11 protein-coding genes and 1 riboswitch are annotated in these 15,153 nt (G+C 33.7%); of the genes, 1 reads left to right on the top strand and 10 read right to left on the bottom strand.

Annotated features, from left to right (window positions below; genetic code table 11):
• Positions 1-2: 2 nt before the first annotated feature.
• From BXU10_RS09575 to BXU10_RS24985, 8 genes are all read right to left on the bottom strand, one after another.
• A complete protein-coding gene (locus tag BXU10_RS09575) occupies positions 3-521 on the bottom strand; it encodes an RDD family protein (protein ID WP_078227133.1) in 519 nt (172 codons plus the stop codon).
• Positions 522-677: 156 nt separating this feature from the next.
• Entirely contained in the window at positions 678-1,850 is a 1,173-nt protein-coding gene (locus BXU10_RS09570) for a PLP-dependent aspartate aminotransferase family protein (protein WP_078227132.1), read from the bottom strand.
• Between the two features lie 116 nt (positions 1,851-1,966).
• The gene (locus BXU10_RS09565; protein ID WP_078227131.1) at positions 1,967-2,407 is read right to left on the bottom strand and encodes an OsmC family protein; all 441 of its coding nucleotides are present in this window, start codon (positions 2,405-2,407) and stop codon (positions 1,967-1,969) included.
• Between the two features lie 67 nt (positions 2,408-2,474).
• Positions 2,475-4,889 (bottom strand): bifunctional aspartate kinase/homoserine dehydrogenase I, encoded by a 2,415-nt coding sequence (gene thrA / locus BXU10_RS09560; RefSeq protein WP_078227130.1) that lies wholly within the window; start codon positions 4,887-4,889, stop codon positions 2,475-2,477.
• A gap of 21 nt (positions 4,890-4,910) precedes the next feature.
• Positions 4,911-5,873, bottom strand: a complete 963-nt coding sequence (locus BXU10_RS09555; protein WP_369801773.1) for an alpha/beta fold hydrolase — start codon at positions 5,871-5,873, stop codon at positions 4,911-4,913.
• A 79-nt stretch (positions 5,874-5,952) separates the two neighbouring features.
• Positions 5,953-6,060: riboswitch (SAM riboswitch) on the bottom strand.
• A gap of 187 nt (positions 6,061-6,247) precedes the next feature.
• Positions 6,248-6,448: a hypothetical protein gene (locus BXU10_RS09550; RefSeq protein ID WP_078227129.1), complete on the bottom strand. Its 201-nt coding sequence runs from the start codon at positions 6,446-6,448 to the stop codon at positions 6,248-6,250.
• A gap of 688 nt (positions 6,449-7,136) precedes the next feature.
• On the bottom strand, positions 7,137-8,444 hold the full coding sequence (locus tag BXU10_RS09545; protein ID WP_078227128.1) for an O-acetylhomoserine aminocarboxypropyltransferase/cysteine synthase family protein: 1,308 nt from the start codon (positions 8,442-8,444) through the stop codon (positions 7,137-7,139).
• A 44-nt stretch (positions 8,445-8,488) separates the two neighbouring features.
• Positions 8,489-8,653 carry a hypothetical protein gene (locus tag BXU10_RS24985; protein ID WP_165834885.1) on the bottom strand — a complete coding sequence of 55 codons (165 nt, stop codon included), beginning with the start codon at positions 8,651-8,653 and terminating at the stop codon, positions 8,489-8,491.
• Between the two features lie 732 nt (positions 8,654-9,385).
• Between BXU10_RS24985 and metK the strand changes: the two genes are divergently transcribed.
• Positions 9,386-10,636, top strand: a complete 1,251-nt coding sequence (gene metK / locus BXU10_RS09540; protein WP_031454297.1) for a methionine adenosyltransferase — start codon at positions 9,386-9,388, stop codon at positions 10,634-10,636.
• A gap of 119 nt (positions 10,637-10,755) precedes the next feature.
• On the opposite strand, the gene BXU10_RS09535 is transcribed toward metK, so the two are convergent.
• Entirely contained in the window at positions 10,756-12,228 is a 1,473-nt protein-coding gene (locus BXU10_RS09535) for a M28 family metallopeptidase (RefSeq protein ID WP_078227127.1), read from the bottom strand.
• Positions 12,229-12,463: 235 nt separating this feature from the next.
• Positions 12,464-15,151, bottom strand: coding sequence for a carboxypeptidase-like regulatory domain-containing protein (locus BXU10_RS09530; RefSeq protein ID WP_078227126.1), 2,688 nt, complete (start codon positions 15,149-15,151; stop codon positions 12,464-12,466).
• Positions 15,152-15,153 lie beyond the last annotated feature (2 nt).

Here is a 15,153-nt window from a genome sequence, read left to right as displayed (position 1 = left end):
CATTACTCTATTTCCGGCATTCCAATTAAATCAAATTCATAATGTAATTTTATACTTTCATCTAATGCCTTTTTTTTCACTACATAAGTATTTGAAAACGAATCATGCCAACCTCTTCCAGAATTTCCTAAAAAAGAAAGAATATCTAGAGGAATAAATCTAATTAAAGTTCTTATCAAAATTATTCTAAAACCTGGTTTATTGCCACTCTTATTTATCACTATTGTACCTGTAATAAATTTCCCAAGCGACCTGCCCAAAAAACCTTCTGTTAAAACATAATAACCTAATGTCAGTGTCCAACTAATACCCAACCAGTACCATTCATTTAAATTATAATACCAAACTCCAAAACCAGTTAAATCAAACGAGTCAAAAAAACCTATAAGAAAAGGAAAAAAAAAATATTGTAACACTAAGGAAAAAGCGTATGTAAGAGATGAATCTACAAGATTATTTATAAAACGACTGTCATTAGAAGCCAATAATTTGTTATCAAGGATGTAGGTAGAATCACTCATGTTGATTGGCTTGAATAATATATGTTATTTAATAAAATGGATTTAATCAAAACAAAAATATATTTTTAGTTCAAACAAATAGTAAAAGGAAATGACAATTTTTAACAGTATAAGTTTACAGTCAAAAATTGTCATTTTGTATAATCCAAAATTATTTTAAGAAAGTGCCTGTTCCAAATCAGCAATTACATCTTTTACTGTTTCTAAACCCACAGAAACACGCACTAAACCTTCCGTAATTCCAACTGCTAATTTTTCTTCAACAGAAAGTTTACTATGCGTAGTTGATGCCGGATGCGTTACAATCGTTTTTACGTCTCCGATATTGGCTGAAAGTGAACACAATTTAATTTTATCCAAAAATTTACGTCCTGCTTCAATTCCGCCTTTAATTTCAAATGCAATAATGTTGCCGCCTAAAAGCATTTGTTTTTTAGCAATTTCATACTTTGGATGTGATTTTAAGAAAGGATATTTCACACTGTTTACATTCGGGTGGCTTTCTAAAAATTCAGCAACTTTCAAAGCATTTTCGCAATGTCTGTCTACACGAACTGACAAAGTTTCTAAACTTTTTGACAATACCCATGCATTAAATGGTGACATTGCCGGACCTGTATTTCTTGAAAACAAGTATATTTTGCGAATTAATTCAGCATCACCAACAGCAACACCTCCCAAAACACGACCCTGACCATCCATTAATTTTGTAGCAGAATGCACTACTATATGTGCTCCGTATTTAATAGGCTGCTGAATATATGGTGTTGCAAAACAATTATCAATGATTAAAATTAAATTGTGTTTTTTGGCTATTTGGCCCAATAACTCTAAATCAATTACATCTACACCAGGATTTGTAGGTGTTTCGGCGTATAAAATTTTAGTGTTCGGTTTAATAAAACTTTCAATTGTTTCCGGTTTGTTGATATCAAAATAAGTCGTTTCAATATTCCATTTTGGAAAATAGGTCATAAACAACGCGTGAGTCGACCCAAAAACACTTCCAGCAGAAACAATATGATCACCAGAATCCAACAAAGCGGCAAAGGTTGAATAAATTGCTGCCATTCCGGTTGCAAAAGCATAACCTGCCTCTGCTCCTTCCATCGCACAAACTTTATCAACAAATTCTGTTGTGTTTGGATTACTGAAACGGGAATAAATATTGCGTATTTTTTCTTCAGTGAAAGATGCTCTCATGTCCTCTGCATCTTCAAATACAAAACTTGATGATAAATACAAAGGAGTTGAATGTTCCTGAAATTGTGACTTTTCTAAATGTGTTCTTATGGCTTGTGTTTCAAAACCAAATTCTTGTTCGTTCATTTTGTTTTTTGTTTAAAAAAAGTTATCTCGCAGAGATTCACAAAAGTGAACACAGAGTTTCGCAAAATACCTTTCATTATAATAGCCAATCAAAAATTATCTGATTTTCTAATTGACTAATTTTCTAATTTATTTAATTCTACGCCATTCAAAATTACTTTATAATGAATAGTAGCAGTTGGTTCAACCGTTTTAGAAACCGAGCAATATTTTTCGAAAGACAATTGTGCTGCTTTTGCCGCTTTGTCTTCTTTAATGTTTCCTTCCAAAGAAAAAACTACATAAATATCTTTAAATGGTTTTGCTTCTCCTACCTGTACACGCTCGCCTTCAACCTCAGCTTTGAAAGAAGTAATTTCCTGACGTTGTTTTTTCAGGATTGAGATCATATCGATTCCACTGCAGCCTGCCACACCCATTAACACTAATTCCATTGGGCTTGGTCCCATGTCGTTTCCTCCAAACTCAGGACGTGCATCAACATTTACAATATGTCCACGTTCGTTTTTTAATTCGAAATGGAAGTTTTCGTTTACTCTGTTTAAGCTTACTTTCATTTTTTCTGTTTTTTGTTTTTTTTTGAATTCAAAAATCTGAAATCTACAATCTAAATTCTTAAATCTTCTATCCTTTATCAGACAATCTCAAAATATCTCCAAAAACACCTCTCGCAGTTACAGCAGAACCGGCTCCGGCTCCCTGAATTACAATTGGTCGGTCTCCATAAGATTCCGTATAAATTTCGAAGAAAGAATCAGAACCTTTTAATCCGCCAAGGGCAGTATCTGATGGTACTGAAACTAATTTTACTTCAAGATTTCCTTTGTCATTTTGCAAATCACCAGACAATTCACCAATGTATCGTAACACATGATTTGGCTTTTGCTCTGCTTTAATTTTATCGTAAATCGGGTCGAATTCTTTTAGATTGGTTAAGAAATCCGAAACATTTCCTTCGCGTAAATGCTCCGGAATTAAGTTCTGAATGGAAATTTCTTCAAATTCATTCTGTAAATCTAATTCTCTTGCCAAAATCAATAATTTTCTTCCTACATCATTTCCGCATAAATCCTCACGCGGGTCTGGTTCAGTATAACCATTATCAATTGCCTCTTGTAAAATTTCACTAAACGGAACATCTTTAGCAGAGAAATTATTGAACAAATAACTCAGGGTGCCAGAGAAAACGCCTTTTATTTTAGTGATATTTTCGCCTGAAAGGTGTAATAATTTTATGGTATCAATTAATGGTAAACCTGCACCAACATTGGTTTCGTACAAATAATTCTTTTGATTTTCTGCCAGAACTTTTCTTAGTTCTTTATAAAAACCATAGCTCAGTGTATTAGCAACTTTATTTGAAGAAATCAAATCGAAACTGCTTTCAGCGAGTTTAATATAGTTTTCAACAAAAGCAGCACTTGCCGTGTTATCAATTGCAATTAAGTTCTCTAGATGGTATTTGTCTGCATAGTCAATAATATCCTGAATCGTATAATCAAGTCCTCTGTTTTGAATTTCATTTTTCCAATCAGATGTGACACCGTTTTTGTTTAAAATCAATTTTTTAGAATTCGCAATTGCGAAAACATTCAACTTGATATCTTTACGTTTTTCGATAGCATCTGCTGATTCTAAAATTTGGTTAATCAGTGTTCCGCCAACCAATCCATGTCCAAAAATCGCAATATTGATTTTCTTGGAAACCCCAAAAATCTCTCCGTGAATTACGTTTAAGGCTTTATTGAGTTCGGATTTTTTAACTACCAAACTCACGTTTTTACCCGTAACGGTGTTGTTAAATAATATCGGAACAATTTTATTTTTGATTAGTGCTGTGTATGGTTTATGGAAAGTACTCAAATCCTGACCAATAATCGAAATTACTGAAACATTATCTGTTACTGTAATTTGGTTTACGTCTTTAGAATAAAAGTCGTTTTCGAATTCTTTCTCCAGTTCAACCATTGCCGTAGTTGCTTTATCTGTAGCAACCACAAGTCCAATTCCTCTTTCTGAAGAACCCTGCGAAATAATACTTACACTGATATTGTGATCTCCCATTACTTTAAAAATTCGGGCATCAACTCCGGCTTTTCCTAGTAATCCACGTCCTTCAAGATTCAAAAGAGAAACATTTTCAAGAACCGAAAGCGTTTTGATTCCTTCCTTAGCGGAATCAGAAGTGATTAAAGTACCTCGATTTTCATGATTGAAAGTATTTAAAATTCGAAGCGGAATGTTTTTTTCCAACAGAGGAATAATTGTTTTGGCATGTAGAATTGTAGCTCCGAAATTAGCTAATTCATTGGCTTCATTAAATGATAAGAATTCGATTTTTTTGGCATCTTCCACTAAATCAGGATTTGCGGTGTAAATTCCGTCTACGTGGGTAAAATTTTGTAATTCTTCTGCATTTAGATAATTGGCAATTAACGAAGCGGTATAATTACTGCCGTTTCTTCCTAAAGTTGTGGTGTCGTTATTGTTATTTGAACCAATAAAACCAGTTATAACATTAACCGTTGAACCATTGTGTTCTTTAAAATAATTGACAACATTTTTCTTAGAAAGCTGCTCCAAAGGCTGTGCATCGCCAAATTTAGAATCCGTTTTCAGCAATTCTCTTGAATCTGTAAAATTGGCAGGAATTCCTTTTTCAATCAAAATAGCCGTTAATAATTTCGCCGAAAGCAATTCACCTTTAGACAAAATCTGGTCTTTAATTTTATTGCTGTAATCACCAATCAGGCTTACTCCTTCATAAAGTTTATCCAGAATAGTAAACTCTTCAGACAAATCAACCTGAGGATAATCTGAAACCTGATAGGTTTTGAAATTCTCTAATAATCGTTTGTAATCGCCGTTTTTAGCAGCAATTTTTAAAATATATTCTAATTCATCTGTAGCATTTCCTCTTGCAGAAACTACTACAGCAATTTTTTCGCCCTCATTAACTTTCTCAGCAATAATAGAGACTACCTTGTTAAGTCCTTCTCCGTTTGATAATGATTTACCACCAAATTTTAATATTTTCATTGTATCTTTTTATTATTTCTGCTAAAAAATAGCAGCAAGTAAATTATCTAATTGTTTGTACTCGATTAAAAAAGCGTCATGTCCGTGTACCGAATTTATTTCGCTGTAAAAAACATTGTCTTTGAACTTTTTTAATTCATTATAGGTTTCCAGATTTTCTTTTGGTGTAAAAAACAAATCCGAATCGATTGCAATAATGTGAATCGCTGCTCTTGTTTTAGAAAGCAACGTTTCAAAATCTTCACTACTTCTTGTAATATCTATGGTTTTTAGCAATTGGTTCATCAATTTATAGGATGACAGCTGATAACGTTTTTGCAACTTCTCGCCATGATGCGCCAGCCAGCTTTCTATATTAAAAATCAAAAGATCCTGATTAATCGTGCGCTGAAATTTTTCTTTGAATGATTCCGGAGAACGATAGCATAACATGGCGTGAATCCTGGCATCTTCAATTGGTTTTGATGAATTGTTCAGGATTTGTTCCTGCAAAAAACAATTGGCGATCATCCAGTCTGTGGATTTCCAGTCGGTTGCAATCGGAATTAAATGTTTTGTGATGTTTGGTGCTAATGCCAGCATTTCCCAGGCAATTCCTCCGCCTACTGAACCTCCTATAATCGCATACAACTCCTCAATTTGCAAAGTTTCGATTCCCTTCAAAAAAATCCGGGCAACATCTCTTGCCATGAAATCCGGATAATTTTCGACACTAAAAGAATCGCTTCCGTTACCCGGAACATTAAATGCTAAAACGGAATATTTAGTAGTGTCAATTGTTTTTCCTTCACCAATTAAATCATTCCACCAGCCATTTTCACCTGTAACCTGTGCATTTCCTGTTAAAGCATGATTGACCAAAACAATTGGGGCACTGTGTAATGGCAAACCAAAAAGTGCGAAACTTAAGGGTAATGAATTATATAAGGCACCACTTTCGGTAGTGAAATTTTGTAATATGATAGGGTTTGGTATACTTTCCAATTTCAAATCTTTTATTTTTTTTGATTTGTATATGGAAATATTAGAAAGAAAGTCTAGAACGAAACTAGAAAAACTCTTTTTGTTATCTTTCCACGTTGAGCGTGGTAGAATGCAGCACCTTCTTCGCTTTACCGAAGGGTTGCTAAGGATTCATCGGGTCTAATCCCTCGTCCTTTCTTTATAACATTTCAATACGTTTCTGAACTTAACGGTGCAAATTAACTACTATTTTCTTAAACAAACAAATTTATCTGAAGAGATTCTTTTGTTTATTAACTATATCACAAACAAAAACTATTATACGCAAAAAATTACCGAACGAAATTGCCCAGTAAATTTAAGCAGGTACTTACCTATTTGAAAAACTTTTTAATTTAGATAAAAAGCGTTTCATTTTCTTTAGAATACATTAAAAACAATAAAGAGTCAGGATTTTTCTTTTCTCTTTTATTATCCGTTTCATTAATTCCGAATCTTGGATGTATCAATTCATTTTTTGGCGGCGGATTATTTCTTTTAGCCCTGATATTTTTTAATATAGAAAATGTTTTTGTTAAGTAGTTCAAAGTGCTCATGATATTAGTGTTTAGTTTGTTTATTTATATGTAATTATTTCTTTCTTTTTTGTTAAGTTCTTTAAAACAAAAAACCCTTTTGGTTTCAGATGCCAAAAGGGTTTAAGTTGTTTTAACTTACTATACTTTTGGAATCAACAGACGCATACGTGAATAGATGCGACATTGAACATCTTGTTCATCTGTAGGGACTTGTTCATCTGTAATTTATTTGTTATTTTAAAAAATTCTATCATTTGTCGTATAAATTAAAAAAGCCTCTCAAAATATTTTGGGAGGCTTTGCTATATTGATATTGTTCTTACAATTTTTAAGCAATAGACACCCCAACGGTTTCTTTCGAAATGGCGCAAAACATTTTATAGGAATTAAACATATCTTCAGTAGTTTTTGGGTTTAACAAATATGCGAAAGTTTTTTTTATTTACCAAATATAAACGCACAAAATCAATAAAAAAACAATATTTTAATTTTAAAAATATCTTACAAAAATTACATCGTTTGAAATACAGATTAAACTTACTTTATTTGATGATTTTTGTTAGCTCTCCATAATCAGTCTTTCAAAGAACAAATCTTAATGAATTCATTTTGATTTTTTTGACCAAAAATTTGATTCAAAAAAAAAAATCACCTCCTGCAATCCAATGACCAGAGGCAATTTTTTCAAACAAAAAACAAAAAAACTTTAATTTTTATTAAAGACTTCGCTGTGCGATTTGGCAACCGTTGCAAAAACTGTTTTCAAATCATCAATTAAATCTTCGATATGTTCAATTCCAACCGAAAGACGAATCAGATCTTTAGAAACTCCTGTTTCCAGCTGCTCCTGATCTGTAAGTTGCTGATGTGTTGTACTGGCAGGATGGATAATTAGTGATTTTGTATCTCCGATATTTGCCAAAAGTGAAAACAGCCTGGTTTCATCAACAACTTGTTTCGCTGCTTCGTAACCTCCCTGTAATCCAAAAGTAATAATCCCGCTTTGACCTTCTGGTAAATATTGCTGGGCTAAATCATAATATTTATTCGATTTTAATCCCGGATAATTTACCCAGACTACCTGGTCTTGTTTCTCAAGCCATTGGGCTAAAGCCAGAGCATTTTCACTGTGTTTTTTAATTCGGATCGGTAACGTTTCCAATCCCTGAATGATTTGAAACGCATTAAACGGACTCAAAGCTGCTCCAAAATCACGTAATCCTTCAATTCTTGCTTTTGCAATAAAAGCTGCATTCCCTAAAGCCTCATGGTAAACCAAACCGTGATAGCCTGCAGAAGGTTCTGTAAATTCAGGGAATTTTCCGTTGGCCCAGTCAAAAGTACCGGCATCGATAATAACACCACCCAATGAAGTTCCGTTTCCTGAAATATACTTAGTCAAGGAATGAATTACAATATTAGCTCCAAATTCAATTGGTTTGAGCAAATACGGCGTTGCCACTGTATTATCTACTATAAAAGGTACTTGTAATGCTTTGGCTTCTGCTGCAATTGCTTTTAAATCCAATACATCTAATTTTGGATTACCGAGTGATTCCACAAAAACAGCCCTTGTATTTTCTTTTGCCACTTTTGTAAAGTTTTCTGCTTTTGACGGATCTACAAAAGTGGTCGTTATTCCTAATCTTGGCAGAGTCACTTTTAAAAGATTATAAGTTCCCCCATACAAACTGTTTGAAGCCACAATATGGTCACCGGCTTTGAGTAAAGTCAGTAATGTTGTCGAAATTGCCGAAGCCCCTGATGCCGTAACAACTGCAGCTATACCGCCTTCCAGTGACGCAAGTCGCTGTTCCAGAATGTCATTCGTAGGATTGTTTAATCGTGTATAAATAAATCCTGACTCAGCCAGACTAAATAAATTGGCCGCATGATCTGAATTATTAAAAACATAGGATGATGTCTGATAAATTGGTACGGCTCTCGTACCTCCATTTTTAGTTACGTCGTGTCCTGCGTGTAAGGCGTTTGTTGCAAATTTTTGTGTACTCATAATTTCTTAGTTTTTAGATGATTACTATTTTTATTTTTTTATTATTAAATGAAAAGATTTTCGTTTTCGGCAGCATACATGTCTGCGAGCAATGAATTTGTTTCATCAGCATATAATTTACCTTTTTGTAAACTTAAATCTGATTTTTGATTTACTCCGAAAACATTTTTCGGGTTAATTGACTTTAAGATTCTATAGATGATTTTCATGATTTTTAATTTTAATTAATGAAATAAAAAAAGCCCTTTCGGTTGGCTGCCAAAAGGGCTATAGTCAGAAACTATAACAAAGATTTTATCTTTTACTTTCGGCAACAATAAGTAGGGATACACATCGGCATCTTACAACACATCATCATTTTATTTCTTACTGTATTATTCATTTTTGATTTTTTTAACCCTATTTAAGTAATTCCGGTTCCTGTAAAAATAGCCGGCAACTTTCACCTTTACAATTTTAAATACTTTAATTGTATTCAAAAAAAAACCTCCGCAATGCAGAGGTCTTATTGTTATTTTTAGATTTAATACCAAACAATAGCGAACTCAGCGGAAGTTTCCGACATCATACAGCACATATTTTTGGCGATTAAATTCATTTTGTTTCTCTTTTGTTTCGCAAATTTGAGAACTTTTTTTCAATTCACCAAATAAAAAACAAATTAATTTCTATTACCCTATCAATTTAATACACTAATGTTAATTTTCTCTTTAAAAAAATAAAAAAAGTTGAACTTTAATTTGCAAATCAAAATGGTTTCATACCTTTGCACGCGAAAACAGAGGAAAAATTTGAACTGATTGCAACCTCTTCATAATGAAATGGTTCGTTATGAATACTGAAAGATTGATTTCAGTAGTAAAAAATGCTAAAGCAGAAACTCTTCTTTAGCATTTTTCAGCAATTATTTTCCTCGCTTAATTTTAATTTAATACATTATTATGGCTTATTTATTTACGTCAGAATCTGTTAGTGAAGGGCATCCAGACAAAGTTGCAGATCAAATTTCGGATGCATTAATTGATAATTTTCTGGCATTTGACGCTGACTCAAAAGTAGCTTGTGAAACATTGGTTACAACTGGTCAGGTGATTTTAGCAGGTGAAGTAAAATCGAATACTTATCTTGATGTACAACAAATTGCACGTGAGGTAATCCGTAAAATCGGATATACTAAAAGTGAATATATGTTTGAAGCAAACTCTTGTGGAATTTTATCAGCTATTCACGAACAATCTGCTGATATTAATCAGGGAGTAGACAGAGCTAAGCCAGAAGAGCAAGGAGCAGGAGATCAGGGAATGATGTTTGGTTACGCTACAAACGAAACTGAAAACTACATGCCATTGGCTCTTGATTTATCTCATAAATTATTGCAGGAGTTAGCGATTTTAAGACGTGAAAACAACGAAATCACGTATTTACGTCCGGATGCAAAATCTCAGGTTACTTTAGAATACAGTGATGATAACAAACCAACTCGTATTGATGCGATTGTTATCTCAACTCAACATGATGATTTTGATGAAGAAGCTACGATGTTAGCGAAAATCAAAAAAGATATTATCGAAATTTTGATTCCAAGAATTATTGCTAAAAACCCAACGCACGCACATTTATTCAACGATAAAATCAACTACCATATTAACCCAACAGGAAAATTCGTTATTGGAGGGCCTCATGGAGATACTGGTTTAACGGGAAGAAAAATTATCGTTGATACTTATGGTGGAAAAGGTGCTCACGGTGGTGGTGCATTCTCCGGAAAAGACCCAAGTAAAGTTGACAGAAGTGCTGCTTATGCTACACGTCATATCGCTAAAAACTTAGTTGCTGCAGGTGTGGCCGACGAAATCTTAGTTCAGGTTTCTTATGCAATTGGAGTTGCTCAGCCAATGGGTATTTTCATTGAAACTTACGGAACTTCAAAAGTAAATTTAACGAATGGTGAAATCGCTAAAAAAGTAGAAGCTATTTTTGATATGCGTCCTTACTTTATTGAGCAACGTTTGAAATTAAGAAACCCTATCTACAGCGAAACTGCCGCTTACGGACACATGGGACGTAAACCGGAAACTGTAACTAAAACTTTCTCTGCTCCGGGCGGAAACGAAAAAACAGTTACCGTAGAATTGTTTACATGGGAAAAACTTGATTTTGTTGATCAGGTAAAAGCTGCATTTGGACTTTAATTGAGAATATTAGACTAACTAAGATTGTTAGATTTTTGACAACTACTTTATTCTTAAACATACAAAAACCCGATTTCTTGATTTGAAATCGGGTTTTTTATTTTTTATCAAATAGACTTTTATCTTTCCAATTTTACATTTGGCAATGTTTTAGGACGATTGGCATCGTTTGATAAAATCCATCCTGTTCTGTACATCCACTCTGTCATTTTACGCAGTTTTACGTAATCAATATTTTCAGATTCGTCCATTGGAGTATGATATTCGCTATGTAAAACACTTGTAAAGAACACAGCCGGAATCCCTTTGCGGGCATAAGGCAAATGATCTGAACGAAAGTAAAAATACTCCGGATGTTCCGGTCGGTCCCAAAGTTTATCCAAATCAAATTTTGGCCCTTCATCATTCGCTTTTTTTGCAATTGCTACCAGATCGGATGAATTTTCATGAGGTGAACTTGACCCTAATAATGCTGCCTGATTTACATTGTTTCTTCCAATCATATCACCATTTAAAACAGCGATAATATCTTTTTCAGAAACAGTTGGATGCGATGCATACCAGCTCGAACCTAATAAACCTCTCTCTTCAGAACCATGAAACACGAACAAAGCTGTTCTTTTTCCCGGTTGTTTTTTATACGCTCTTGCAATTGCCAGCATCGCCACACAAGTACTTGCATTATCATCGGCTCCATTGTAAATCGAGTCCTGTCCGTATTTTTGCCTTACACCGTCATGATCCTGATGACCGCTAAAAAGCACATACTCATTTTTAAGCTTCGCATCTGTTCCTTCAATTTTTCCAACCACATTTACAGATGGATATTTATACGTTTCAGAAACCACTTCTGTAGATAATAAATCTTTAGTGGTTTTTAAATATTCTAACTGATCCTTATGCAGCCAAAATGCAGGCATTCTTGGAGGCACCGGTATTTTATCCCTGAAACCTTCAATCCCGTAAACCCCTCTTGTCATCTGCGGTTCAACTTGTGACCAGCTCTGTTCTCCTAAATCATCAGCTACAAGTATAAGTGCTGCAGCCCCCTTTGAAAGTAATAAATCGTAATATTTTTGCTTCACCAAACCTGGGTAACGTCTGTCAAAAAGAGAAATTTCATCTGAAATACCTTCTTTAGAAGCTAAGATAACAACAGCTTTTCCTTTAATATCAGCTTTTTGTATTTCAGCATTAGTGGCTGCTCCTAAATAAAGCAATGGAGCCTCAACCTTACTATTGGTTGTTTCAGCTACTAAAACCTCACTCCATAATTTATAGGATTTCTGACCAATTTTAAACTTTGTATTTGCTGTAACCTGATGTCTGTACAAATCAAAAAACTGAAAATACGTTCCGTCATCACCTGCGGGAGCCATTCCGGCTTCTTTTGCTTTGTTGGCCAGCCACATCGATACTTTAAGTTCATCTAAAGTTCCTGCTTCACGACCATTAAAATGATCGCCGGCCATTTGGTACATATCAGTTCTGAGATCTTTATCTGTAATTGCAGAAACTAATGGCTTTTTAATTGCCTGTGAAAACATCACACTGCCTGAAGCAATTAAAAGGAAGATTAATTTGTTTTTCATATTCTTTAATTTAATATCCCAAACTTAGTAATTTATAAAGATAAAAAAACGATTTATGGTCAAAATATTGCTAAAAATGTAACAATTAAACTAAGAACAACATTTTTTATTTTATGAGATTAAGGTGATGATAAAAATAAAAAATAAGACATGAAAAAGCCTTTGAAATAATTTTCAAAGGCTTTTATTAGAAAAGAGCTGTGACAGCACTAAGCTGTGACACCTATTTCAGTTTCTACAAATTATACTTCATCGAAAAAATAATATATCGTGGCTGAACCGTATATTGAGAAACTCGTGTAGAAAACTGCGAGAAGTTGTCATCGTTAAGATTTCTGGTATTTAGCAAATTGGTGGCCGCTATTTTATACTCCCATTGACTGTTCTTTTTTTGATAAATTAAACTGGCACTTAAAAAATCATATTCGTTATCAACAGACTTGTTTCCGTTGTAATAATGATAGAATTCGTATTCTGAAACGAATGAAAAGCTGTCTAAGAAATAATAATCTAATTTTGCAAACGGTTTATCGGTATAAAAAGTCGAACCGCTGTATTTGTTGATCAGCATATTATAACCAAACTCAATATTGGGCATATTTTTATAATTTGTCGAAGCTTTTACGGTATAACTTTGCGTAAAACTCTCTGTTGTTGCCGGTTCTCCATTTTGTCTATTATTGAATTTTGACCAATTAAGGTTTGCACTTGCCGAAGCTTTGTAATTCTTTAAAAATGAACGGCCATAACTTCCCAATCCTGAAAAAGTTTCATCTGCCAAATTAGAATTATAAGGGTTTGACTCCTGATTGATTCCGATAAATTTTGCTTCGGTTTTAATAGCATCTACTTTTCTGGTATAGGTTGCATTTGCAAAAATGTTCTCAAAATTGAACATATTATATTTAAAATAACGAAGTGAATGCACCTGTGAAGTAGCATTTTCTAATGAGCGATCTCCGCGGAACAAACTGCTGTAATCTGACAAAACATAACCTTCAGCCAATTGATTGATATCTGTAAAATCATTCGTCAGGGAAAAATTATAGGTCAGGGTTTCTGATTTTTTGATTTGATACAGAGCAAAGAAATCCGGCAATACTTTTGTGAAATTCTGCGAATAATCTGTACCTGATTGTGTGTTTGTCATTGTATACGAATGCAGGCTGACACCGGGTGTCAAGGTAAATTTACCAGCCAGAATCTTATAATGGAATCCTAAAAAAGTATCGTTAAAATTATAGTTTACATCATTATTATTTGATGAATCATTCAGGTCATTTTTATCTCCGTTATCCAAAATCTGAAAAATATGGGAGTTGAAATTCTGGTACGAATATGTATTTCCTAATGTTATATTGATGTTGCTTTTGGGTGTTACCATGTAATAGTAATCCAGTTTGGCATCTACTTTATTAGTTTTTACAAAACGATCCTGATTTAGATCATTTCTTTGCTGACCTGGAGTGTAACCTAACAAATTAAAAGGCTGTGTACGTAGATTAGCATTATAAAAAGGATTTTCATCCTGATATAAATGCTGCATTTCAAAAGCAAAAATATTTTTGTCGCTTTGCGTATAATACAAACTCATATTTTGATTTATAGAAGTAGGATTTTGTTTTTTAGCCGTAAAAATAGTTTCTGAACCTGCAATATTATTAACTACCTGTTCACGCAGCAAATCTGTATCTTCATTCTGTTTTGTCAGCTTAGTTAAAATATCATAATCGAATTGAAATTTATCATTGGGTTTATAAGTCGAGCTTAATTTAAAAAGCCCCAGATTATTTTTTTGATGAGTCTCTTCATCCCTTTTCTGCTGATCTCCAGAACCTAAATAGGTAGTTTGGGATTTGGTTTCTAAATCGGTTTTTGAAGTTGAAAGAATTCCGAAACCGCTTATATTCCATGCTTTATTAACCGAATAAGCAAAATTGGTAGCTCCAAATTTCGTTTCAATTTCCTTTGCCCTGTTATTCCTTAAAAGTGATATTCCTACGTCATTCGAAGAAATATTAAAATTGCTTCCGCCCTTTTTCATCATATTTTTAAATCCGCCTGTGAATTTAAAATAATCCTGGGCTGTCATTGGCAATTCTCCAATGTTATTAAAATTTGTAATTAGATTAATACTGTATTTTGGACTGTAATAAAATAATTTCGGATTGATAACGTAACGGCTGTCAAGCTCTGCAACACCAATCCCTGCAGTGACATCACCAAACCAGAAGTTCTTTTTTCCTTCTTTCAGCTTAATGTTCATCGCCACATTATCCTGATCATTTTCAAGACCTTTTAAAGCGCTGACCTCGTTATAATTTCTTAAAACCTGAATTTTATCTATTGCATCGGCAGGAATATTTTTAACACCTAATTTGGTATCCCCGTCAAAAAAGTCTTTACCTTCTACCATTAATTTACTGACCTTTTTTCCTTCTACTTCAATCTCGCCATCGGCATTTACCTCAACTCCCGGCAATTTTTTCAGCACATCTTCCAGTTTTCTTTCTGTTCCGGATTTAAAAGAATCTGCATTATATACAATGGTATCACCCTTTATAGAAACCGGCATTTCACGGACAATCTCAACTCCTTCAAGCTCGATCCCTACATCATCCATTACTATATTCTGAGCTATATTTTCGGTTTTAGTTGTGATTTGAATTTCTTTCGATTTCATTCCGAGGTAACTAATCTTTACGAGATATGCGGTATTGGGTTTCAAAGTCAATTGAAACTTTCCTTTATCGTTCGTGATTCCATAAGAATCCATTGCTTTTGTGGCCGAATTAACCGCCATAATATTGGCCATTTCCAAAGGATTTTTTTGTCCATCCTGAATAAAACCATCAAAACGAACACTTTGGGAAAAGCAGATAGAAGTAAATAAAAAAACGAAAAAACAGAGAATTTTATACATTA

This window comes from Flavobacterium sp. LM4, assembly GCF_002017935.1.
Taxonomy (GTDB): Bacteria; Bacteroidota; Bacteroidia; order Flavobacteriales; family Flavobacteriaceae; genus Flavobacterium; species Flavobacterium chungangense.
The sequence above is the reverse complement of the archived record's forward strand: the minus strand, read 5'-3'. Positions and strand labels throughout refer to the sequence as shown.

Coding starts and splice junctions, on each gene's coding strand:
- metK (WP_031454297.1), top strand. CDS start 9,386: ATGGCTTATTTATTTACGTCAGAATCTGTTAGTGAAGGGCATCCAGAC.
- thrA (WP_078227130.1), bottom strand. CDS start 4,889: ATGAAAATATTAAAATTTGGTGGTAAATCATTATCAAACGGAGAAGGA.
- BXU10_RS09575 (WP_078227133.1), bottom strand. CDS start 521: ATGAGTGATTCTACCTACATCCTTGATAACAAATTATTGGCTTCTAAT.
- BXU10_RS09535 (WP_078227127.1), bottom strand. CDS start 12,228: ATGAAAAACAAATTAATCTTCCTTTTAATTGCTTCAGGCAGTGTGATG.
- BXU10_RS09530 (WP_078227126.1), bottom strand. CDS start 15,151: ATGTATAAAATTCTCTGTTTTTTCGTTTTTTTATTTACTTCTATCTGC.
- BXU10_RS24985 (WP_165834885.1), bottom strand. CDS start 8,653: ATGAAAATCATCTATAGAATCTTAAAGTCAATTAACCCGAAAAATGTT.
- BXU10_RS09545 (WP_078227128.1), bottom strand. CDS start 8,444: ATGAGTACACAAAAATTTGCAACAAACGCCTTACACGCAGGACACGAC.
- BXU10_RS09570 (WP_078227132.1), bottom strand. CDS start 1,850: ATGAACGAACAAGAATTTGGTTTTGAAACACAAGCCATAAGAACACAT.
- BXU10_RS09565 (WP_078227131.1), bottom strand. CDS start 2,407: ATGAAAGTAAGCTTAAACAGAGTAAACGAAAACTTCCATTTCGAATTA.
- BXU10_RS09550 (WP_078227129.1), bottom strand. CDS start 6,448: ATGAGCACTTTGAACTACTTAACAAAAACATTTTCTATATTAAAAAAT.